The organism is Phenylobacterium sp., from assembly GCF_035944335.1.
Taxonomy (GTDB): Bacteria; Pseudomonadota; Alphaproteobacteria; order Caulobacterales; family Caulobacteraceae; genus Phenylobacterium.
Genome location: NZ_DASZBG010000052.1, coordinates 1 through 21,365, shown reverse-complemented (window position 1 = coordinate 21,365; position 21,365 = coordinate 1). Strand labels below are relative to the sequence as shown.

The window sequence follows — 21,365 nt, the reverse complement described above, 5'->3', positions numbered from 1 at the left end:
TCAGCTCTTGGCGCAACGCCTCAGGAGTTGGTCGATGAGCCGGATGCCGAGGTCGATCTCGTCCTTCGAGATATGCAGCGAGGGCGCGAGGGTGATGACGTTCTTGTGGTAGCCGCCGACGTCGAGGATCAGGCCGCAGGTCTTGCCGGCGCCGGCGTCCAGGTCGCCCTTCATGCCCTCCTCGGCCATCTGGTCGAGCAGCGCCTTGGCCGGCGTCCAGCCATCCGCCTCGCAGATCTCGGCCCGGAGCGCCAGGCCCAGCCCGTCCACGTCGCCGATCTGCGGCCAGCGCTTTTGCAGGTCCTTCAGGCCCTCGAGGAAATAGGCGCCCTTCTGCGTCACCGAGGTCTCGTAGTCGTCCTCGGCCAGCATCTTCATGACCTCCAGGCCGACCGCGGTGCCCATCGGGTTGGAGTTGAAGGTCGAGTGGGTTGACCCTGGCGGGAAGATGGTCGGGTTGATCAGCTCTTCCTTGGCCCAAAGGCCCGACAGGGGGTTCAAGCCGTTGGTCAGCGCCTTGCCGAACACCAGCACGTCCGGCTCGACGCCGAAGTGCTCGATGGACCACAGCTTGCCGGTCCGGAAGAAGCCCATCTGGATCTCGTCGACCACCAGCAGGATGCCGTAGCGGTCGAGCACCTTCTTGAGCTCGATGAAGAAGTTCTTCGGCGGCACGACATAGCCGCCGGTGCCCTGGATCGGCTCGACGTAGAAGGCGGCGAACTCCGCCTGGCCGGTCTTGGTGTCGAGCACGCCGTTGTATTCCGTCTCGAACAGCCGGGCGAACTTGGCCACGCACTGCTCGCCGTACTCCTCCTTGCTCATGCCCTTGGGGCCGCGGAAGTGGTACGGGAACTCGATGAACTGGGCCCGCTCGCCGAAGTGGCCGTAGCGGCGGCGGTAGCGGTAGGACGAGGTGATCGCCGAGGCGCCCAGCGTGCGGCCGTGGTAGCCGCCCTCGAAGGCGAACATCAGGCTTTTGCCGCCGCAGGCGTTGCGCACGATCTTCAAGGAATCCTCGACCGCCTGGGCGCCGCCGACGTTGAAGTGCACCCGGCCCTTCTTGCCGAACTTCTTTTCGGCGTCCTGGGCGATGACGGCGGCGAGCTCGACCTTCTCGCGGTGCAGGTACTGCGAGGCGACCTGCGGCAGGGTGTCGAGCTGGCGGGCGGCGACGGCGTTCAGCCGCGGGTTGCGGTAGCCGAAGTTGACCGCCGAATACCACATCTGCAGGTCGAGGAACTCGCGGCCCTGGGCGTCGTACATGTACGAGCCGTCGCAGCCGGTGAAGAACTTCGGGTCGGGCAGATAGTGCACCGTGTCGCCGAAGGAGCAGTAGGTCTCCTCGAGGCGGCGCAGTTCGGCTTCGTCCAGCGGTTGGCTGAGCGGCGCGTCGTACATCTATGAACTCCTAGAGCGCGGTCGCGCGACGGGCCTCGACAAGGGGCTTCAGGGTCGCGGTGATGTCGTGGAAGGACTCGAATACGTGGTGCGCTTCGCCGCGGCCGGCGGCGTAGTCGGCGAGCGCGTCCTTGGCGAACAGGATGTCGGCCCGGTGGGAGACACAGAAGTCGCTCCGGCCGTCGCCGATATAGACCATGGTGTTGGACGAGGCGGCCTGCGCGGCGGCGACGTCGCACTTGCAGACCCCGGCCCCGGCGGCGCAGCCGAGCCGGCGGTGCGGCTGGGCGAGCGCGCGGGCGCCCGCCTTGCCGGTCAGGCAGTTGGAGACGATCGGCAGGTCGCCCAGTCCGTGGCGGGCCAGGATGCGGCGGATGAAGTAGTCGACGCCGTCGGAAACGATGGTCAGCGGAATCCCGTGGTCGGCGCACCAGGCGGCGAAGACCGGGAAGGCGGGGTCCAGCTCGACCGCGTCCAGCACCGCGTCCAGTTCGGCGTCGGAGCCCTCGATCAGGGCGATCTGACCGCGCATGCAGGTGGCCGCATCGATGCGGCCGGCGATCCAGTCGGCCTCCAGCGATTCCCATTCGGCGGCGGCCAGTCGGCTCAGCACGCGGTCGGTCGTGTCGACGACCGAGATCGTCCCGTCGAAATCACAGAACACGTGCATGACTGAAACCTCACCCCCGCGGGGGGCTTAGAGGCTCAAACTGATGCCAACATGATGCGACCCGCCCATTTCCTAGGCTGATGCTCGTCCCGTCTCGGGCAGCTCCACCATCACGCACAGCCCCGGCGCGTCGTCTTCCCGGTCGCGCAACTCCAGCCGGCCGCCCAGCAACCGCACCGCCTCGCCGACGATGGCCAGGCCCAGTCCCGATCCTTTCGGGGACGCGCCCGACCCGCGGAAGAACCGCTCCAGCACCTTGGCCCGCTCCGCGGCGGGGATACCCGGCCCGGCGTCGGTGACCGTCAGCCGCCGCTGGCCCTGTGCGGTGGATAGCCGCACCGCCACCTCAGAACCGGCCGGAGCGTGGTTGATGGCGTTCTCCAACAGGTTGGCCGCGATCAGCCGCAGCAGCACCGGATCGCCGCCGGGATAGCTTCCGTGGCCCTCGAAGGAGAGCTCCACCTCGCGTCGCGCCGCCACCGGGGCCAGGTCGGCCATGGCCGCGACGGTCTCGGCTTCCAGGTCGCCGCCGGTGTCGCCGGCCCCGCGTCGGGCCTCCAGCCGCGCCAGGGTCAGGAGGCTGTCGGTCAGGCCCGCGGCGCGGTCGACGCTCTCCACCAGCTGCGCCGTCATGGCCTGGCGCTCGACAGGATCGGCCTCGCTGGCGATCAGCTGGGTCTGCAGCTTCACCGCCGCCAGCGGCGTGCGCAGCTGGTGGGCCGCATCGTCCAGGAACCGCCGCTCGTGCTGCAGCGAGCGATCGATCCGCTCGAACAGGCGGTTGATGGAACGGACCAGGGGATGCAGGTCGCGCGGCCAGGGGTCCAGCGGCAGGGGCGAGAGGTCGCGCATGGTCCGGCGGCCGATCTCGGCGATCAGGGCGCGCAGCGCCCGCAGCCCGTCCGAGAGGGTCAGCCAGATCAGCACCCCGCAGGTCGGGATCAGCAGCAGCAGCGGCAGCGCCAGGCCCAGCGCGATGCCCTGCACCAGCACCAGGCGGATATCCATCCGCTCGCCGATCTGCACGATCACGTTGCTGGACGGCACGGGCAGGCTGTAGATCCGCCAGCGCTCCTGGTTCGCGACGATCTCCGAGAACCCGTTGTGGGCCGGCGGCGGCAGGACGGCGGGACCGGTGTCGGATCGCAGCACGACCTTCGGCCCCCGCCAGATGCGGAACATCCGCCAGTCGGCATAGCTGTTGAAGGCCTCCCGGTCCTCGGGGCTCAGGAGGTCGGAATCGTCGACGGTGAACTCGGCCTGACCGGCGCTCGGCTTGCCGGCCTGCTCCTTGATCTCGTCGGTCATCAGGGCGCGCAGCACATTGGCGCCGATGATCAGCTGGCCGTCGTAGATCTCGTTGATCCGGCGCTGCGCGGTGAAGAAGGCGAGCGACCCCACCACCAGCACGATGATCAGGAACAGCACCCCGATCCGCCCGAACAGGGCGGCGAGCAGCGAGGTCGGCCGGGCGATCCGGCGGCGGGCCATCAGGCGTCCCCCATCACGCATCCCCCATTACGTATCCTTGGGGATGGTGTAGCCGAGGCCGCGGGCGGTGACGATCAGCCCCGAGCCCAGCTTGCGGCGCAGGCCGTAGACCGCGACCTCGATGGTGTTGCTCTCCACCTCGGCGGTGTCGTCGTAGAGCGCGCCTTCCAGCTCCTCCTTGGAGACGAACTGGCCCATCCGCCGGATCAGGGCGGCGAGCACCTTGAATTCCTTGGCGGTGACCGCCACCGGCTCGCCCTTCAGGGTCACCGTGCGGGCGGCCAGGTCGACGCTGACCTCGTGGGCGGAGATGGCGTCGCTGGTCCGCTGTTCGCCGCGCCGGATGTGCGCCCGGATGCGCGCCATCAGCTCATCGAGGTCGAACGGCTTGACCACATAGTCGTCGGCCCCGGCGTCGAGGCCCTCGACCTTCTGCTCGGGGCGGTCGCGGGCGGTGACTATGATCACCGGGGTCGGGTCGCGGCGGCCGCGCAGGGCCTTCAGCGCCTCCAGCCCGCCGATGTTGGGCAGGCCGAGATCCAGCAGGATCAGGGCGTAGTCCTGCGCCCGGGTGGCGGCCATGGCCTCGTCGCCGGTCACCGCCAGGTCCACCGTGTATCCGGCCCGTTGCAGGGCGCGGCGCAGCCCGGCCCCCAGCATCGGATCGTCCTCGGCGATGAGCAGGCGCATGGGCTAGCTAGAGCGTCCCCCCGTCCACGGCGCAAGGCCCCAAAGCAAAAGGCGCCCCGCCGGAGCGGAGCGCCTTCGCCAGGTTCAGGACCTGATCCTAGAAGCGGTACTGCAGCTCGACGCCGTAGGTCCGCGGCGGGGTCAACAGATAGCCGGAGACGATGTTTCCGACGTTGTTGTTGCCGGGCGTGAGCACCGAGATCGCCGTGTTGGCGTTGCAGGTCGGGCAGGTCGCGCCCACCACATAGGCCGGCAGGGTGCCCGCACGCCGTCCAGCGCCCGCACCGCCCTCGTATCCGAGGTCGTTGAAGATGTTCTTCACGAAGGCGATGATCGTATATTTGTTGTCCTTGTCCTTATAGGTCAGGCGCGCGTCCCACTGGTCGTAGGCGGGAGCCTGATAGTAGGACCGGTCGAACAACGAGCCGAACTGCTTGTCGCGCCAGACGTAGTTCACCGATCCCGTCACCGAACCCGGCTCGAACTGCAGGGTATAGTTGACGTTGATCGCGACCTTGTTCTTCGGCGCGTTGGGCAGGTGGCTGCCGACGATGCTCTGCGGCCGCTGGAAGCCACCATTGCCGGCCCCGTTCACGCTCTGCACCGGGACGAAGGTGCCGTTCGGCAGCAGGATGAAACCGCCGGCGCTGGTCGCCGAGGGGCCCGCCGTGAACACGTCGGTCGAGCAGGCGTTCGCCGTTCCGACCGCCGCCTGGCACTGGGCGAAGGTGACGTCCGGCTTGGCCCCGGGCGCGAGCGCGGCCGGGTCGGCCGGGTCCACGATCCCGTCGCCCTGGGTCACGTGGGCGTCCAGGTAGGAGTAGTTGAACAGGACTTGCAGATGGTCGATCGGCTGCCAGATCGATTCCAGCTCGAAGCCCTGGCTCTTGGCGGCCGGCACGTTGAAGAAGATCGACTGCGCCTGGCCAAGACCGCCGGAGGTCTGGGCGACCGTCAGCGGGATCTGGTCGTTCTTGTAGTCGTAGTAGAACAGCGCCGCGTTCACCTGGAAGGTCCGCCCGAAGTCCTTCTTAAGGCCGATTTCGAAGGCGTTCAGGTGCTCCGGGCTGGTGGAGGGCTTGGCGCCCTCGGTGGTGTCGATGCCAATCCGGAAGCCGCCCGCCTTGAAGCCACGGCTGTAGTTGAAATAGGCCATGGTCCCGGGCTCGGGATCCCACTGCAGGCCGAAGGTGCCGGTGGTCGCCGACCACGCCTGGTCGTAGTGGCGGGTGGCGAAGCCGGTCGCCGGATCGATCGTCGTGGTGGTGGAGACGCCGGGGGCCACGCCGGGCGAGCCCGGTCCACCGGGTGTGAACCCGCTGAGCACGGCGGTCGCCGGCTGCGACAGGTCGATGACGAAGTTGGAGCCCAGCAGTTCCGGCGCAACGCCGCAGGCGGTCACGTCGAAGCAGAGCAGGCGCAGCGATTCCTGACCGCGCTTGTGGTCGTGCGTGTAGCGCAGGCCCAGCGTGGTCTTGAACTGTTGGGTGATCTGGTAATCGATCTGGCCGAACGCCGCCTCGGAGGTGGTGGTCAGCGACGGCCGGTCATCATAGACTCGGTCGTTCGGCGCTTCCGCCGGGCAGACGCCGCCGGTGAGGTTGCAGACCGCGTTCGACAGGAAGCCGGGGGCCAGAGTGCCGGCCGGCTGGTCCTGCAGGGTCGTATAGACTGGCTGCACATAGTATTCGTCGTAGTAGAAAAGGCCGCCGATCCACTGCAACGGACCCTTGTCGGTCGAGGCCAAGTTGATCTCGTGGCTGTACCAGTTCAGGGCCTCGTGATAGTTGAACGAATACCGCGGATGCACCGTCGGGCCACCGCCCGGGATCACCACCGTCGTCGGCGCGACGAGCCCCGCGGGGAACACCCGCGGCAGGGTGAAGGAGGTGATCGGCGCCTGGTCAACCGGGGTCGGGCCGGTCAGGGCGTAGTTATACGCCGTGCCGCCCATGATGTACTTCAGGTCCATCCCGGTGAAGTGGTAGTTCCACTCACTGGCGAAGATCATCGTGCCGGTCAGCTTGACCTGGTAGGGCACGTCGCTGGTGAACTTGCGCGGATCGTCCAGCGCCGCGTTGTGGCAGGCCGCGGCCACGGGCATGCCGCCGGCCGCGATGACATTGGTCACCCCCGTGCCGGGAAGGCAGGCGTAACCCGCGGTCGGCACGATGCCGGCGTTGACGGCCTCGAACACCGGGAACGGCGCCGGCTGCCAGGTTTCGCGCGAGCCCGGCCCGCCGCCCTGGTTGTGCCAGTCCTGCCAGGCCAGCTTCATCCAGCCGTCGAAGTTGTCGTTGAATTTGAATTTCAGCTGACCTTCGACGTACTTGGTGTCGATGATGTTGCCTTCGTCCGGCTCGCCGGGAACGGTGTTCTTGAACCAGCCCTGGGTCTGCTTGGTCCAGTTGGCGCCGGCGCGGAACTCCACCCCCGGAATCATGGTCGGGCCGGACACGGCGCCTTCGATCACCCGCATGCTGTAGTTCTGCAGCGAGGCGCGGACTTCGGCGTAGAAGTCCTCGGTCGGGCGCTTGGAGATGATGTTGATCGCGCCGCCGATCGAGTTGCGCCCGTAGAGGGTGCCCTGCGGTCCGCGGAGGATTTCGATCCGGTCGACGAACAGCGGCGTCTTGCCGGCTTCGGTCGTCGAGGAGGTGTAGATCCCGTCCGAATACTGGGCGACGGAGCCGTCGGCCGCGTGGACGTTGGTGTTCCGGCCGACGCCGCGCAACGTGTTGCGGTCGTTCTGCGCGTTATATTCGAGGCCCGGTGTGAAGTTCGTCAGGTCGGCGATGGTGTTGACGCCGATCAGGTCGCGCTTCTCTGAGGTGAAGGCGGACACGGCCACAGGCACGTCCTGCAGGCTCTGCTCGCGCTTCTGGGCGGTGACCACCAGCTCTTCGATGGTGTTCGAGGCCGCGGCCGTGGTTCCGCTGCGCGTCTGCGCATGGGCCGTCGCGCCGACGAGCGCAGCCATGACCGCGCCGGACGCCAAGAGATAGCCCTTAAAGTGCATTTGAATCCGCCTCCCCAGATGGCTGAGCGCTATTTATTTCTGCGCTTCAGGGGGAAGCTGTAGCACGCGCCAGAGATCGTCAACAGTGATGTACGTAATCGGCGATAACCCCAAACAACCATTGCAAGTTGTGCGGACCATCCCGCGGCGCCCACGCCCCGGGGCAAATATTCGGAGACTTCGCCGGGCCACTTCTGGGGCCTCGACCTCGCCCCGCCGCCTCCCGGCCGCTTTCCGCCCGAAGACTGCCTCTGTATTCGCAAAATCAATCCGTTGCGGGCGAACGAAAGCTATATTGCCATTGATCACTTATTGCCGCTGACGACTCGGCTCCGACCGCTGGCGGGACAAGGCCTTCGACCCGCCGCCGCACCTTGTAGTTGAATTCGGCAATCCGCCCCCCCTGTGGCCCTCGGGACACGGCCGGACGCGACTTGGCGCCGGCCGAGGGCCCCCTCGCGAAAGGGGCGCTCTCCCCGCCGCGATTTGACGAAGCGGAATCTGGCGCTGAGCCCGGCCTCCGGGGGGTCGCATTCCGGATAACGGTGTTCCCCGTGCGACGGACGGCCGCAGTCGCTGATCTAAACCCCAAATTGAGTAGGCCGCGCCTTCAACCGAGGCCCAGCTTCACCGTAATCACAGGGATCAAACCGAAGCGCCGGTATGGAGAGCCCCGCCGGGGCCCCACGTGTCGGATGTTCAGTGCAACTCGAACGCGGTGTTTCCCAATGAATGGCGCCACCCACAAAGAATTCATGACAAGCGAACCCACATCACTGTCCGCGGTCGATGACAACGCCACGGGGCCGCACCCCGTCGATCGTCATGTCGGTCTCCATATCCGCATGCGGCGCAAGGCCCTGGGGATCAGCCAGGAAAAGCTCGCCGAAGCGCTCGGCCTCACCTTCCAGCAGGTCCAGAAGTACGAGCGCGGCGCCAACCGCGTGAGCGCCTCCAAGCTGTGGGAGATCGCCCGCGCACTGAAAACCAACGTCGCCTACTTCTACGAGGGCCTCGAGGAAGAGACCGAGACCGTCGGGCGCGGCTTCATGGGCGCCAACGCCCAGGAATTCCTGCTGACGCCGGAAGGCCTCGAGCTCGCCGCCACCTTCCCGCGCGTCCGCCGTCCGGGCCTGCGCCGCAAGGTGCTCGACCTGGTCCGCGCCATGGCCGAGATGGAGGCCGAGGAGCGCGCCGAGACCGCCGGCCTCTCCTGAGGTCCTGATCCTCGAAGTCTAGGCGGCCAGCTGTTCCTTGAAGCTGGCGCCCTCATGCCCGAGCAGCCAGCGCTTGCGCGGCAGCCCGCCACCGTAGCCGGTCAGCGAGCCGTTCGCCCCGATCACCCGGTGGCAGGGCACGACCAGGCTGATCGGATTGGCCCCGTTGGCCAGCCCCACCGCCCTGACCGCGCTTGGCCGGCCGATCCGCTCGGCGAGCCCCGCATAGCTCAGCGTCTCTCCCGCCGGGATGGTGCAAAGCGTTTCCCAGACCTTCAGCTGGAACGCCGTTCCCGACGCCCGCCAGGCGAGGCCGTCCAGCGCCCGCGCCTCGCCGCCGAAATAGGCGCTGAGCGCGGCGCGGACCGCGGCCGGGATGGCCCCCTCCACCAGCGGCGCCTTCGGATAGTGACGCGCGATCCAGGCCCGCATGCGCGCCTCATAGTCGGTCCAGTTGAAAGCCCGGAGCGCCCCGGTCTCGTCGGTGACGACCAGCGCTTCGCCGATCGGGGTCGGCATGCGCTCCAGGGTCAGGGTTTCAGGCGGCGCGGCGGTCATGGGCCTTGGTCCTCTTGATGTCGGGCGTGGCGGCGGCGTCGGCCGCCCACAGGTGCTGCGCGGCATAGGCCCGCCAGGGCCGCCAGCGCTGGCTGGTCTGAAGCAGGGCCTCGGGGCTGGGGCGCGCGCCATCGGCGTCGGCCATGGCCCTGAGGAGGCCGATGTCGGCGTGCGGGAAGGCGTCGGGCTCGCGCAGTTCGCGCAGCGCGATGTACTGGGCGGTCCAGGCGCCGATCCCGGGCAGGGCCGACAGCGCCGCGATCGCGCTCTCCAGGTCAGCCCGCGGGGTGAAGATGCTCGGGTCGGCCGCGACCGTGCGCGCCAGCGCCTCGATCGAGGCGCCCCGCGCCCGCGGCATGCCCAGCGCTGCGATGTCGGCGCCCACCAGCTGCTGCGGCGTGGGGAAGATCCGCGTCAGGCCGAGTTTGGCCGCCGCGGCGTCGTCGACAGGCTCGCCGTAGGCGGCCGCCAGCTTGGCGGCGAGGTTCACCGCCGCCGTCACCGTGATCTGCTGGCCCAGGATGGCGCGTACCGCCATTTCGAATCCGTCCCAGGCGCCGGGCGCGCGCAGGCCGGGCCGTGCGGCGACGAGCGGCGCGAGCCGCGGGTCCTGCGACAGGTGCGCCCCGATCAGGCTCGGATCGGCGGTCAAATCGAACACCCGGCGGATGCGGGCGATCACCGCGGGCAGCGCCTTCAGCTTCGGGAAGCGGATCTCGGCGACCAGGAAATCGCCCTCGCCGGGCCGCACCACCACCACGCCGATCGCGCCGTCCACCGACAGCGTCCGCGCATAGCGCTTGGCCGAGACGCTTTCGACGCCGGGGATGGCGCGGGCCGTCAGGAAGCCGATCATCGCGTCCCAGTCGTAGGGCGGCTTGTAGGGCAGGCGGACGGTGACGCCGGCGGCCGCGGCCGGGGTTTCTCCGCTCAGTCGCCGCAGCGCGCCCGGCGGGCGGCCGAACAGGTCCTGGAAGGTCTCGTTGAAGCGCCGCACGCTGCCGAAGCCCGCGGCCAGGGCCACCTCGGCCATCGGCAGGCGGGTCTCCTGGATCAGCTGCTTGGCGAGCAGCACGCGGCGGGTCTGGGCCACGGTGATCGGCGCGGCGCCCAGGTGCTGGCGGAACAGTCGCCGAAGCTGCCGCTCCCCGACCCCCAGCCGGCCGGCCAGCCCATCCACGTCGCCGCCGTCCAGCGCCCCGGCCTCGATCAAAGCCAGCGCCCGCGACACGGTGTTGGAAGTCCCGCGCCAGGCGCCGAGGTCCGGCGAGGCCTCCGGCCGGCAGCGCAGGCAGGGCCGGTAGCCCGCCGCCTGGGCCGCCGCGGCGCTCGGATAGAAGCTCATGTTCTCCGCCTTCGGCGTCCTGGCCGGGCAGATCGGGCGGCAATAGATGCCGGTGGTCTTGACGGCCCCGAACACGCGCCCGTCGAACCGGGCGTCGCGGGTCAGGAAGGCGCGTCGGCAGGCTTCGAAATCCATGTCCATGCCCGCAAAGTGGGCCTGCGCGCCGCCGATGTCTCGCGGTTTTCGGACATAGATGACTAGGGCACCAGCACCGCGAGCCGCTTGTCGCGGGCGATCGAGGCCGCCGCCGCCAGGTGCGCCAGGACGGTCACCACCACCACCGGGATGACCGCGGCGAAGCCGATCGCCAGCGAATGGGCGCCGTAGTGCGGCTTGGCCATGTCGCTGATCTTGCCGACGAACACCGGCCCGCCGCCCAGCCCGACCAGGTTCAGCACGAACAGAAGGGTCGCCCCGGAAATCGTGCGCATGGCCGGAGGCACGGCGTTCTGCACCACCGCCAGCGCAGGGGCCAGGTACATGGAGTTGAGCAGCGCCGGTCCGGCGATGAACAGCAGCGTCAGCTGCCAGGTCGGGGCCCATAGGATGGCGATCCAGAACGGAATGGTCAGGGTGAAGGCGATCGCCGGGATCCAGGCGTACCAGCGCCGGTCCAGCGGCACGAGCTTGTCGGCGAGCCAGCCGGCCGCGAAGGTGCCGATGACCCCGGTAATCCCCAACACCAGGCTGTAGTAGGCCGCAACCTCGGTCAGGGTCATGCCCTTGACCCGCATCAGGAACGGCGGGTTCCAGGCCAGGCCCGCATAGCCCACGAAGGCCGACAGCCCCGACGAGATGGCCACCAGCAGCAGGGTGCGGTTGGCGAAATAGCTGCCGACCGCGCTCAACAGCGGCGGCGGGGGTTCATGGGCGTCCTTGCCCGTGACATAGGCGTCCAGCCCCCCGCGCGCCGGCTCGCGCACCACCACCAGCAGCACCAGCGCCATCAATATGCCCGGCGCGCCGACGGCGAAGAAGGCCATGCGCCAGCCGTAGTGCGCCGCCACCCAGCCGCCGAGCGCCGCGCCCAACATCGAGCCCAACGGCACGCCCAGGGAATAGATCGCCAGCCCCGTTCCGCGCTCCTTGGGCGGGAAATAATCGGAAATCAGTGAATAGGAGGGCGGCGATCCGCCGGCCTCGCCGATGCCCACGCCCATGCGCATGATCGCCAGCTGCACGAAACTGGTCGCCGTCCCGCAACCCATGGTGAACAGGCTCCACAGCGCGCACGCGCCGGACATGATCCAGATGCGCCGGCCGCGGTCGGCCAGCCAGCCGACCGGGATGCCGAAGAAGGTGTAGAAGGCCGCGAAGAAGATGCCGCCCAGCATGCCGAGCTCGGTGTCGGTGAGCGACAGGTCCTTGCGGATCGGCTCGGCCAGGATCGAGATCATCTGCCGGTCGAGGAAGTTGAGGGTGTAGACGATGACCAGCATCCACACGACGAGGTATCGGTAGCCGGGGCTGGCCTTCGCCCCCGTCGTCGTCGTGGCGGTCATCCGCAATTCCCCCCTGCACCGCGGGCCCGGCCGATCGGTCGGCTTCGTAAGACCCGTACGTTTCCCTGCGCGTCATGTTGCACGGGCCCGCGCGGCTCGCCAAGCGGCGCGGGCCATGAAGCCTGCATCGGCCGACAGATTTCCTGGGGGGCCGGCGCCTTGCCGCGCCCGGGCGGCTTCTCTAAGTCACATCCAGTCGTCGCTTGGGGCCGAGCGAGGGCCGATCATCCGGCGGGCGGTTTTCATCGTAACTGTTGTAGGGTCCCCTGAAATGGACGCCCGCGTCGCGCCCACCTCCGTCAGCTCCGAAGGCGCCGTCCCGCCCGCAATGCTCACCCACCTGCAGCGCCTCGAGGCCGAGAGCATCCACATCATGCGAGAGGTCGTCGCCGAGTGCGAACGGCCGGTGATGCTCTATTCGATCGGCAAGGACTCAGCGGTCATGCTGCACCTCGCCGCCAAGGCCTTCCATCCCTCGAAGGCGCCCTTCCCGCTGCTGCACGTCGACACCACCTGGAAGTTCCAGGCCATGTACGAGATGCGCGAGCGGATGGCCGCCGAGCTCGGCTTCGAACTCCTGGTGCACAAGAACCCCGACGCCATCGCCCGCGGCATCAATCCCTTCGATCACGGCTCGGCGACCCACACCGACATCTGGAAGACCGAGGGGCTGAAACAGGCGCTCGACAAATACGGCTTCGACGCGGCCTTCGGCGGCGCCCGGCGCGACGAGGAGAAGTCCCGCGCCAAGGAGCGCATCTTCTCCTTCCGCTCGGCGCAGCACCGATGGGATCCCAAGAACCAGCGCCCCGAGCTCTGGCGGCTCTACAACGCGCGCAAGAACCCCGGCGAGAGCATCCGCGTCTTCCCGCTCAGCAACTGGACCGAGCTCGACATCTGGCAATACATCTACCTTGAGGCCATCCCGATCGTGCCCCTCTACTATGCGGCCGAACGCCCGGTGGTGGAGCGCGACGGCGCCCTGATCATGGTCGACGACGACCGCATGCCGCTGAAGCCCGGTGAGACCCCGCAGCTCAAGTCGGTGCGCTTCCGCACCCTCGGCTGCTACCCGCTCACCGGGGCCGTCGAGAGCACGGCGGCCACCCTGCCCGAGATCATCCAGGAGATGCTGCTCACCACCACCTCCGAGCGCCAGGGCCGCGTCATCGACCACGACCAGTCGGCCTCCATGGAGAAGAAAAAGCAGGAGGGCTATTTCTGATGGCCCACCAGTCGGCCCTGATCGCCGAGGACATCGAGGCCTACCTCAAGGCCCACGAGGTGAAGTCGCTGCTGCGGTTCCTCACCTGCGGCTCGGTGGACGACGGCAAGTCGACCCTGATCGGGCGCCTGCTCTACGATTCCAAGATGATCTTCGAGGACCAGCTGGCGGCCCTCGAAGCCGACAGCAAGAAGCTCGGCACCCAAGGGGGCGAGATCGATTTCGCCCTCCTCGTCGACGGCCTGGCCGCCGAGCGCGAGCAGGGCATCACCATCGACGTCGCCTACCGCTTCTTCTCCACCGACAAGCGCAAGTTCATCGTCGCCGACACGCCGGGCCACGAGCAGTACACGCGCAACATGGTCACCGGCGCCTCCACCGCCGACGCCGCCGTCATTCTGATCGATGCGCGCAAGGGCGTGCTGACCCAGACGCGGCGGCATTCCTATCTCGTCAGCCTCTTGGGCATCCGCCACGTGGCGCTGGCCATCAACAAGATGGACCTGGTCGGCTTCGACCAGACCCGCTTCGAGGCGATCGTCGCCGACTACACCGACTTCGCCGAGCAGATCGGCATCAAGGCCTTCACCGCCATCCCCATGTCGGCGCTCCGCGGCGACAACATCACCGAGCCCTCGGACCAGACGCCCTGGTATTCCGGCCCGCCGCTGCTGCGCTGGCTGGAGGATCTGCCGGTCGAGGACGACCTGCGCGAAGCCCCGTTCCGCATGCCGGTGCAGTGGGTCAACCGGCCCAACCTGGATTTCCGCGGCTTCTCGGGCCAGATCGCCTCGGGCGTCATCAAGCCTGGCGACCGGATCAAGGCCCTGCCCTCGGGCCGCGAGAGCACGGTCGAGCGCATCGTCACCTTCACCGGCGACCTGCCCGAGGCGGTGGCCGGCCAGTCGGTGACGCTCACCCTCACCGATGAGATCGACGTCTCGCGCGGCGATGTGCTGGCCCAGGCCCAGTCGCCGCCCGCCGTCGCCGACCAGTTCGAGGCGACCCTGGTCTGGTTCGACGACGAGCACATGCTGCCCGGCCGCCCCTATCTGATGAAGCTCGGCGCCCGCACGGTCGCGGCGACCGTCACCGAGCCCAAGTACAAGGTCAACGTGAACACCCTCGAGCACCTCGCCGCCAAACGGCTGGAGCTCAATGAGATCGGCGTCGTCAACCTCTCCACCGACGCCCCGATCGCTTTCGATCCCTACGTCGAGAACAAGGACCTCGGCGGCTTCATCCTCATCGACCGGATCTCCAACCGCACGGTGGGCGCGGGCCTCATCCACTTCGCGCTCCGCCGCAGCCAGAACATCCACTGGCAGGCCATGGACGTGGACAAGCGCCACCGCGCCGCCGCCAAGGGCCAGAAGGCCAGCGTGTTGTGGTTCACCGGCCTTTCCGGGGGCGGCAAGTCGACCATCGCCAACCTGGTGGAGAAGAAGCTCTCGGCCGACGGTCGCCACACCTATCTCCTGGACGGCGACAACGTCCGCCACGGCCTCAACAAGGACCTCGGCTTCACCGAGGAGGACCGGGTCGAGAATATCCGCCGGGTGGCTGAGGTCGCCAAGCTGATGGTCGACGCCGGCCTGATCGTGCTGGTCTCCTTCATCTCCCCATTCCGGGCCGAGCGGCGGATGGCCCGCGAGGCGCTGGCCGACGGCGAGTTCGTCGAGGTGTTCGTCGACACCCCGCTGGCCGAGGCCGAGCGCCGCGACGTGAAGGGCCTCTACGCCAAGGCCCGCGCCGGCGAGCTGAAGAACTTCACCGGCGTCGACAGCCCCTACGAGCCGCCGGAACACGCCGAGATCGTCATCGATACGACGAAGCTCACCCCCGAGGCCGCCGCGGAGCAGATCGTGGCTTGGCTGGACCAGGGATTCGATCCGGGAATCTGACCACGCCGCGTCAATCCTCCCCTTTTGGGGAGCATCTCACCGCCGTCCCACGTCCAGGAAGTCCCGCGCGCTGAAGCCCTCCGGCGAGGCCACCTCGACGATCGGATCGTCGCGGTCGTCCCATTCTGTCCGCAGCGCCCGGCTCATCACCGCGTGCATGTCGTAAAGGCAGGTGATGTAGGTCAGCTCGAGGATCTCTTCGTCGGAGAGGAAAGCCTTCAGCGCCTGGAACACCGCGTCCGGCGTGCGACCCGCCTGCAGCGCCAGGCAGTCGGCATAGGCCAGCACCGCCCGCTCCTTCTCATCGAAACAGTCGGCGACCTGCCAGTGCGGGACGGCGGCGATCTTCGCCTCCGGACAGCTCATCCCCCGCAGCGACTTGCAGTGCTGCGAAAAGACGAACTGGCTGGCCTTGGCCCAACCCACCCGGGTCTGCGCCAGCTCGCGCAGCAGCGGGTCGAGCTTGCGCTTGGGATTGCGGTAGAGGGCGAAGCCCCGGTTGCAGTGCTCCAGCACGTCGGGGACCAGCGCGAAGACCGTCCACCAGTCGCCGGGCGTGCCGGTCGAGGTGCCCGGCTGGCTCACCGGATCGCGGTCCTCGAACAGCAGGTCGTAGGTCTTCTTGACCACCTCGCTGTCGGCCTCGGCGCGGGTGACCTGGCGCAGGCGCGGCATCAGGCCACCGGCTCTGCGGCGCGGGCGGGCTCGTGCGCCACATCCTCAGGCCGGAAGCCGCGCAGCACGGCGGCGAACTCCAGCATCACCCCGTTGGGGTCGCGGAAATAGACCGAGCGCACCCAGACGCCCTCGTGCATCTCGCGCGCCACGCCTGCGGGGCTGTCGTCGTGGTTCACCACCACCGGCACGGAGACATGCACGCCCGCCGCCTTCAGGCGCGCGATGGAGGCCTCCAGCTCCGCTTCGTCCATGTGGAAGGCCACGTGGTTCATCGAGCCCACGGCCGACTTCGGCTTGGCGGGGAAGTCCTCGACTGAGGCGATCCCGGGCGCCGCGGCCGGCGCGTCCGGCCACCAGAAGAAGGCCAGCAGCGAGCCTGCGCCGCAGTCGAAGAAGAAGTGCTGCCCGCCGTCCGGCAGGGCGACGGTCTTCACCAGCGGCATGCCCAGCGCGCCCTCGTAGAAGGCGGTGGTCTCGGCCATGTCGCGGCAGACCAGCGCCAGGTGGTTGATCCCTTTCGTCTGCATCTCAAGCCTCCCTCCAGAGGTCAGAACTCCAGCACGATCTTCCCGAAGTGCTCGCCGCCCTGCATCGCCTGGAAGGCGGCCCGCGCCTCCGTCCAGGGGAACACCTTGTCGACAACGGGCTGGATGCGGTGCTGGTCGATGGCGCGGCACATGGCCTCGAACATCTCGCGCGAGCCGACCGACAGGCCTTGCAGCTTGGCGGAATTGCCGATCAGGCTTGCCGGATTGAACGGATTGCCGGCCCCGGCCACGACCCCGATGATGGCGATGTGGCCGCCGATGCGGATCGCCCGCATGGACTGCTCGATGGTGCCCGCGCCCCCGACCTCCAGGATCACGTCGGCGCCGACCCCGCCCGTCGCGGCGCGCACGGGCTTGGCCCATTCCGGCTCGGTCCGGTAGTTGACGAGGGTGTCGGCCCCGAGCCCCTTGGCGCGCTCGAGCTTTTCATCGGACGACGAGGTGATGATCGTCTTCAGCCCTGCCGCGTGGGCGAATTGCAGGCCGAAGATCGAGACGCCGCCGGTGCCCTGCAGCACCACGGTCTCGCCGGGCTGGGTCCGCGCGTCTTCGAAGAGGCCCCGCCACGCCGTCAGCGCCGCGCACGGCAGGGTCGCGACCTGCTGGTCGGTGAGGAAGTCCGGGACCTTCGACAGCCCTTCCTGGCTGAACACGCCGAGCTCGCGCCCCGCGCCGGGGATCGGATAGCCCAGCGCCGTCGAGACCTTCTCGAGCGTCGGCGGGCCGGAGATCCAGCCCTGGAAAAACAGCGTCGCCACCCGGTCGCCCACCGCGAAGCGGGTCACGCCGGCGCCCACCTGTTCGACGATCCCGCAGCCGTCGGAGAACGGCACGATCGGCCCGCCCATGGCCGGGCCCCGGCCATAGATGCCGCCCACCATCAGGAGGTCGCGGTAGTTCAGCGAGACCGCGCGCATGCGCACCAGCACCTCGCCCGGTCCCGGCTTCGGGTCCGGCGCCTCCACGACCTTCAGCTGGTCGAGGCCCCAGGGCTCTGAGACGTTGAGTGCGCGCATCGGGGTCCTCCGCCCCCCATCTCGCGCCCAGCGGGCCGCCGCGGCAAGCCTCACCCGACGTAAGTCCAAGAGCGACCGCCAGAAAATGGGGAACCCACTCTTCCGTCCGGCTGCGTGCAGAAATCCTACGGCGTCAGCCGTCCAGCCGGCGCATGCCGTAGAGCCTCAGCGCCCCCAGCGAGCCCGCCACGCACATGGCGGTCATCAGCAGGTACCCCTGAGCGCCGTAGCGGTCGAACAGCCATCCCGACGCCATGGTCGCCACGCCTGAGATGAATCCGCCCGACAGCGAGGAGTTGATCGCCTGGGCGGCCGAGGCGTTGCGCGGCGAGGACAGCCGCTGCACCAGCTGCAGCGAGGCCATGAAGGTCGCCGCATAGGACAGGGCGTGCAGCGCCTGCAGCGGGAACAGCGCCCAGAGCGGCGGCGAGAAGGCGAGCGCCGTCCAGCGCAGCACGGCGGCCACGCCGCCCAGCGCCAGCAGGTTGCGCGGCCCCATGCGCCGCCGCCACGGCTCCAGGAACCACATGAACCCGACCTCCACGGCGACGGCCGACCCCCAGAGGACCCCGGTCATGCTGGGCGCAATGCCCTGCTGCTTCCAGGCCAGCGTCGAGAAGCCGTAGTAGAAGGCGTGCGCCGACTGGATGAGGCCGGCCGAGAGCGTCGCGGTCATGAAGGCCGGGTCGCGCAACAGCTCGGAGAGACCCGCCATGCGATCGGAGAGCTGGGCCACGTGGCCTTCCTCATGCACCGGGTCGGGCGGCAGCAGCAGCCGCGCGGCCACGCTCGCCAGGGCCACGGCCGCGGCCATCCAGACCAGCACCAGCTCCGGCGATCCGCGCGCCAGGATCGCCCCCATGCCGATGTTGCCGACGATGAAACAGGCCGAGCCGATGCCGCGCGGCCAGCCGAAGTTGAAGCCGTCGCGCGCCGCCCGCGAAAGCGTGATCACGTCGGCCAGCGGGCTCATGGTCGTGTAGAGCGAGGACGCCGCGAACCACACCAGCGCCCACCAGGCGAAGCCCAGCGGAAGAGCCATGGCCACATAGAGCCCTGTCACCACCGCTCCCATGACGATCAGGGCGGTGCGGCGCAGGCGGAAGCTGTCGGCCCACACCGCCAGCAGCGGCGCGGTGAAGGCCCGCGCCATCATCGGCAGCGACAGGATCAGCCCGATCTTGGCGCCGCTCAGCCCGTGGTGGGCGAACCACACCGGCAGATAGGGCGAGGACACCCCCGTGCCGACGAAGATGGCGCCGTAATAGAGGCCAAGGCGCAGGGGCAGCGACATGGCGCGCGGGATATCAGGAGTCGCCGGGCGTTGCCGCAGGCTCGCGTCCGCGCAATTGTCTGATCGACGATCAGGGAGCCGCCGCATGGACCGCACCAACAGCCGCGACCGGGAGCTGCGCGCCCGCGCCGAGGCCGTCATCCCCGGCGGCATGTACGGCCACCAGGCGGTCGGCCTCCTGCCCGACGACTATCCGCAGTTCTTCGAGAAGGGCGAGGGCGCCCACATCTGGGACGCCGACGGCCGGCGCTACCTCGACTTCATGTGCGCCTATGGCCCGAACCTGTTCGGCTACGCCAACCCGCAGATCGACGCGGCCTATGTCCGCCAGCTCGGCCTCGGCGACACCCTGACCGGCCCCACCGCCCTGATGGTCGAGATGGCCGAGGCCATGGTGGCCATGGTCTCCCACGCCCAGTGGGCGATGTTCTGCAAGAACGGCACCGACGCCACCTCCATGGCGCTGACCATCGCGCGCGCCCACACGCGGAAGAAGACCGTGATCCGGGCCAAGGGCGCCTATCACGGCGCGGCGGCCTGGTGCACGCCACGCCCGGCAGGCGTCATCGAGACCGACCGCGCCCACCAGATCTTCTGCGACTACAATGACGTGGGCTCGCTGGAGGAAGCTGTCCGCCAGGCCGGCGACGACCTCGCCTGCATCTTCGCCGCCCCCTTCAAGCACGACGCCTTCATCGACCAGGCCGAGCCGGACCTGGCCTACGCCCGTCGGGTGCGCGAGATCTGCGACCAGACCGGCGCCTTGCTCATCGTCGACGACGTCCGCGCGGGACTGCGCCTCGCCCGCGACTGCTCCTGGTCGAAGATCGGCGTCCAGCCGGACCTCTCGACCTGGGGAAAATGCATCGCCAACGGTCATCCGATCTCGGCGTTGGCGGGCGCGGACAAGGCCCGCAAGGCCGCGTCCGCCATCTATGTCACCGGCTCCTTCTGGTACCAGGCCGCCCCCATGGCCGCCGGGCTCGAGACGCTGCGCCTGGTCCGCGACACCGACTATCTGGAGCGCATCACCGCGCTCGGCCAACGCCTGCGCGACGGCCTCGCGGAGCGCGCCAAGGCCGCCGGCTTCAGCTTGCGCCAGACCGGCCCGGTGACCATGCCGCTGTTCCTGTTCGACGACGACCCGGACCTGCGGAAAGGCTTCTGCTTCTCCTCCGAGATGCTGGCCCGCGGCGTCTATGTGCACCCCTGGCACAATATGTTCCTCTGCGCGGCCATGACCGAACAGGACATCGACGGCGCGCTGGACGCCGCCGAAGGCGCCTTCGGGGTGCTGAAGCGCAACGTCGGCGACCTCGCCCCCGTCGAGAAGCTCGCCTTCCTCTCCGCCGGAGCCCGCTGATGGATGACTATTCGCACTACGACGGGCTGGGCCTGGCCGAGCTGGTGGCGAAGCGGAAGGTCACCCCCGCCGAGCTGGTGGAGGCCGCTATCGCGTGCATCGAGCGGCACAATCCGACCCTCAACGCCGTGGTCTTCAAGGGCTATGACGACGCGCGCAAACAGGCGGCCGGCGCCCTGCCGGACGGCCCCTTCAAGGGCGTGCCGTTCCTGATCAAGGACCTGGCCATGCCGGTCGCGGGCTGGCCGCGCACCTCGGGGTCCAGGTTCGCCAAGGACATCGTCGACACGGAGGACTGCGGCCTCACCGCCCGCTATCGCGCGTCCGGCGTCATCCCGCTCGGCAAGACCAATACCCCCGAATACGGCATCACCGGCACGACCGAGAGCGCGCTGCTCGGCCCCTGCCGCAACCCCTGGAATCCGAACCACATCGCCGGCGGCTCGTCGGGCGGCTCGGCGAGCGCGGTGGCGGCGGGCTTCGTGCCCATGGCGCACGCCTCGGACGGCCTGGGCTCGATCCGCATCCCCGCCGCCTGCTGCGGCCTGGTTGGGCTCAAGGTCACCCGCGACCGCAACCCGAACCTGCCCGATGGCTACGACTATGCGCTGGGCAACGTCGTCGACCATGTGGTCAGCCGCACGGTGCGCGACAGCGCCGCCATGCTCGACGCCACCGGCTGGCCGGAGCCCGGCTCACCCTACCCGGCCCCGCCCAAGGCCAGGCCCTACCTCGAGGAGGTGGCCGCCTCGCCCGGACGCCTGCGCATCGCCTGGTCGGCCGAGACGCCCAACGGCCGGCCGATCCACGAGGAGATCGAGGCGGCCCTGCAACAGACCGCCGCCCTGCTCAAGGCGCTGGGCCACGAGGTCATCGAGCGGGGTCTCGGCATCGACTACCGCGCCCTCTACGCCTCGCGCGGTCCGGCCGCCGCCGCCAACTTCGCCGCCGGCATGGGCCGCCTGATCGAGCAGCTCGGCCGCGAGCCCGAGCCGGACGAGCTGGAGCCGCTGACCTGGGCCTCGCTGAAGGTCGGCCGCCGCCAGACGGGCGACGCGGTGATGCGCTCCCTGCAGGAGACCCGCATGCTCAACCGGGCGACCCTGGCCGCCTTCGAGGACATCGACATCTATCTCTGCCCGGTGATGGGCGAGCCGCCACCGGAGATCGGCGTCATCGATCCGGTGAATCTGGAGCCGCGCGAGGTGAACAAGCGCCAGGGCCGCGTCTTCCCCTACACCCCGCCGTTCAACTTCTCCGGCCAGCCCTCGCTCAGCCTGCCCCTGGCGCAGTCGAAGTCCGGTCTGCCCATCGGCATGATGTTCACCGCCAAATACGCCGATGAGGCCACCCTCTTCCGCCTCGCCGCCCAGCTGGAGAAGGAAGCGCCCTGGAAGGACCGCCGGCCGCAGGTGTTCGGGTGAGGATTTGCGGCTGATGCGCC

17 protein-coding genes are annotated in these 21,365 nt (G+C 68.9%); 5 read left to right on the top strand and 12 right to left on the bottom strand.

What is annotated here, in order from left to right; genetic code table 11:
* From VGT80_RS09460 to VGT80_RS09440, 5 genes are all read right to left on the bottom strand, one after another.
* Positions 1–1,401 carry an aspartate aminotransferase family protein gene (locus VGT80_RS09460; protein WP_327455115.1) on the bottom strand — a complete coding sequence of 467 codons (1,401 nt, stop codon included), beginning with the start codon at positions 1,399–1,401 and terminating at the stop codon, positions 1–3.
* A gap of 10 nt (positions 1,402–1,411) precedes the next feature.
* Entirely contained in the window at positions 1,412–2,071 is a 660-nt protein-coding gene (locus VGT80_RS09455) for an MtnX-like HAD-IB family phosphatase (protein ID WP_327455113.1), read from the bottom strand.
* Positions 2,072–2,143: 72 nt separating this feature from the next.
* Positions 2,144–3,562 carry an ATP-binding protein gene (locus VGT80_RS09450; RefSeq protein WP_327455110.1) on the bottom strand — a complete coding sequence of 473 codons (1,419 nt, stop codon included), beginning with the start codon at positions 3,560–3,562 and terminating at the stop codon, positions 2,144–2,146.
* Between the two features lie 27 nt (positions 3,563–3,589).
* Entirely contained in the window at positions 3,590–4,252 is a 663-nt protein-coding gene (locus tag VGT80_RS09445) for a response regulator transcription factor (protein WP_327455108.1), read from the bottom strand.
* Between the two features lie 97 nt (positions 4,253–4,349).
* Entirely contained in the window at positions 4,350–7,232 is a 2,883-nt protein-coding gene (locus VGT80_RS09440) for a TonB-dependent receptor (RefSeq protein ID WP_327455107.1), read from the bottom strand.
* A gap of 815 nt (positions 7,233–8,047) precedes the next feature.
* Here VGT80_RS09440 and VGT80_RS09435 point away from each other — a divergent pair.
* Positions 8,048–8,488, top strand: a complete 441-nt coding sequence (locus VGT80_RS09435; protein ID WP_414693901.1) for a helix-turn-helix domain-containing protein — start codon at positions 8,048–8,050, stop codon at positions 8,486–8,488.
* Between the two features lie 18 nt (positions 8,489–8,506).
* Here the strand turns inward: VGT80_RS09435 and VGT80_RS09430 are convergent, their stop codons facing one another.
* The 3 genes from VGT80_RS09430 to VGT80_RS09420 form a co-directional block, all read right to left on the bottom strand.
* Entirely contained in the window at positions 8,507–9,046 is a 540-nt protein-coding gene (locus VGT80_RS09430) for a methylated-DNA--[protein]-cysteine S-methyltransferase (protein ID WP_327455103.1), read from the bottom strand.
* Complete coding sequence (locus VGT80_RS09425) at positions 9,027–10,526, bottom strand: AlkA N-terminal domain-containing protein (protein ID WP_327455101.1); 1,500 nt, start codon at positions 10,524–10,526, stop codon at positions 9,027–9,029. The genes VGT80_RS09430 and VGT80_RS09425 overlap by 20 nt, the downstream gene beginning before the upstream one ends.
* A 62-nt stretch (positions 10,527–10,588) precedes the next feature.
* Positions 10,589–11,893, bottom strand: coding sequence for an MFS transporter (locus VGT80_RS09420; protein WP_327455099.1), 1,305 nt, complete (start codon positions 11,891–11,893; stop codon positions 10,589–10,591).
* 271 nt (positions 11,894–12,164) lie between these two features.
* On the opposite strand from VGT80_RS09420, the gene cysD reads away from it, so the two are divergent.
* Complete coding sequence (gene cysD, locus VGT80_RS09415; protein WP_327455097.1) at positions 12,165–13,118, top strand: sulfate adenylyltransferase subunit CysD; 954 nt, start codon at positions 12,165–12,167, stop codon at positions 13,116–13,118.
* The gene (gene cysN, locus VGT80_RS09410; protein ID WP_327455095.1) at positions 13,118–15,022 is read left to right on the top strand and encodes a sulfate adenylyltransferase subunit CysN; all 1,905 of its coding nucleotides are present in this window, start codon (positions 13,118–13,120) and stop codon (positions 15,020–15,022) included. The genes cysD and cysN overlap by 1 nt, the downstream gene beginning before the upstream one ends.
* 36 nt (positions 15,023–15,058) lie before the next feature.
* Here cysN and VGT80_RS09405 read toward each other — a convergent pair whose 3' ends face one another.
* From VGT80_RS09405 to VGT80_RS09390, 4 genes are all read right to left on the bottom strand, one after another.
* A complete protein-coding gene (locus VGT80_RS09405) occupies positions 15,059–15,697 on the bottom strand; it encodes a carboxymuconolactone decarboxylase family protein (protein WP_327455093.1) in 639 nt (212 codons plus the stop codon).
* Positions 15,697–16,227: a VOC family protein gene (locus VGT80_RS09400; RefSeq protein WP_327455092.1), complete on the bottom strand. Its 531-nt coding sequence runs from the start codon at positions 16,225–16,227 to the stop codon at positions 15,697–15,699. Before VGT80_RS09400 ends, VGT80_RS09405 begins: the two co-directional genes overlap by 1 nt.
* A 20-nt stretch (positions 16,228–16,247) precedes the next feature.
* Positions 16,248–17,264 (bottom strand): NAD(P)-dependent alcohol dehydrogenase, encoded by a 1,017-nt coding sequence (locus tag VGT80_RS09395; RefSeq protein ID WP_327455091.1) that lies wholly within the window; start codon positions 17,262–17,264, stop codon positions 16,248–16,250.
* Between the two features lie 133 nt (positions 17,265–17,397).
* Positions 17,398–18,558, bottom strand: a complete 1,161-nt coding sequence (locus VGT80_RS09390) for an MFS transporter (RefSeq protein ID WP_327455090.1) — start codon at positions 18,556–18,558, stop codon at positions 17,398–17,400.
* 85 nt (positions 18,559–18,643) lie between these two features.
* On the opposite strand from VGT80_RS09390, the gene VGT80_RS09385 reads away from it, so the two are divergent.
* Complete coding sequence (locus VGT80_RS09385; protein ID WP_327455089.1) at positions 18,644–19,921, top strand: aminotransferase class III-fold pyridoxal phosphate-dependent enzyme; 1,278 nt, start codon at positions 18,644–18,646, stop codon at positions 19,919–19,921.
* Positions 19,921–21,345 carry an amidase gene (locus VGT80_RS09380; RefSeq protein WP_327455088.1) on the top strand — a complete coding sequence of 475 codons (1,425 nt, stop codon included), beginning with the start codon at positions 19,921–19,923 and terminating at the stop codon, positions 21,343–21,345. The genes VGT80_RS09385 and VGT80_RS09380 overlap by 1 nt, the downstream gene beginning before the upstream one ends.
* Positions 21,346–21,365 lie beyond the last annotated feature (20 nt).

Bases quoted from the DNA above. Each gene is read 5' to 3' on its own strand.
- VGT80_RS09460 (WP_327455115.1), bottom strand. From the start codon at position 1,401: ATGTACGACGCGCCGCTCAGCCAACCGCTGGACGAAGCCGAACTGCGC.
- VGT80_RS09455 (WP_327455113.1), bottom strand. From the start codon at position 2,071: ATGCACGTGTTCTGTGATTTCGACGGGACGATCTCGGTCGTCGACACG.
- VGT80_RS09450 (WP_327455110.1), bottom strand. From the start codon at position 3,562: ATGGCCCGCCGCCGGATCGCCCGGCCGACCTCGCTGCTCGCCGCCCTG.
- VGT80_RS09445 (WP_327455108.1), bottom strand. From the start codon at position 4,252: ATGCGCCTGCTCATCGCCGAGGACGATCCGATGCTGGGGGCCGGGCTG.
- VGT80_RS09440 (WP_327455107.1), bottom strand. From the start codon at position 7,232: ATGGCTGCGCTCGTCGGCGCGACGGCCCATGCGCAGACGCGCAGCGGA.
- VGT80_RS09430 (WP_327455103.1), bottom strand. From the start codon at position 9,046: ATGACCGCCGCGCCGCCTGAAACCCTGACCCTGGAGCGCATGCCGACC.
- VGT80_RS09425 (WP_327455101.1), bottom strand. From the start codon at position 10,526: ATGGATTTCGAAGCCTGCCGACGCGCCTTCCTGACCCGCGACGCCCGG.
- VGT80_RS09420 (WP_327455099.1), bottom strand. From the start codon at position 11,893: ATGACCGCCACGACGACGACGGGGGCGAAGGCCAGCCCCGGCTACCGA.
- cysD (WP_327455097.1), top strand. From the start codon at position 12,165: ATGGACGCCCGCGTCGCGCCCACCTCCGTCAGCTCCGAAGGCGCCGTC.
- cysN (WP_327455095.1), top strand. From the start codon at position 13,118: ATGGCCCACCAGTCGGCCCTGATCGCCGAGGACATCGAGGCCTACCTC.
- VGT80_RS09405 (WP_327455093.1), bottom strand. From the start codon at position 15,697: ATGCCGCGCCTGCGCCAGGTCACCCGCGCCGAGGCCGACAGCGAGGTG.
- VGT80_RS09400 (WP_327455092.1), bottom strand. From the start codon at position 16,227: ATGCAGACGAAAGGGATCAACCACCTGGCGCTGGTCTGCCGCGACATG.
- VGT80_RS09395 (WP_327455091.1), bottom strand. From the start codon at position 17,264: ATGCGCGCACTCAACGTCTCAGAGCCCTGGGGCCTCGACCAGCTGAAG.
- VGT80_RS09390 (WP_327455090.1), bottom strand. From the start codon at position 18,558: ATGTCGCTGCCCCTGCGCCTTGGCCTCTATTACGGCGCCATCTTCGTC.
- VGT80_RS09385 (WP_327455089.1), top strand. From the start codon at position 18,644: ATGGACCGCACCAACAGCCGCGACCGGGAGCTGCGCGCCCGCGCCGAG.
- VGT80_RS09380 (WP_327455088.1), top strand. From the start codon at position 19,921: ATGGATGACTATTCGCACTACGACGGGCTGGGCCTGGCCGAGCTGGTG.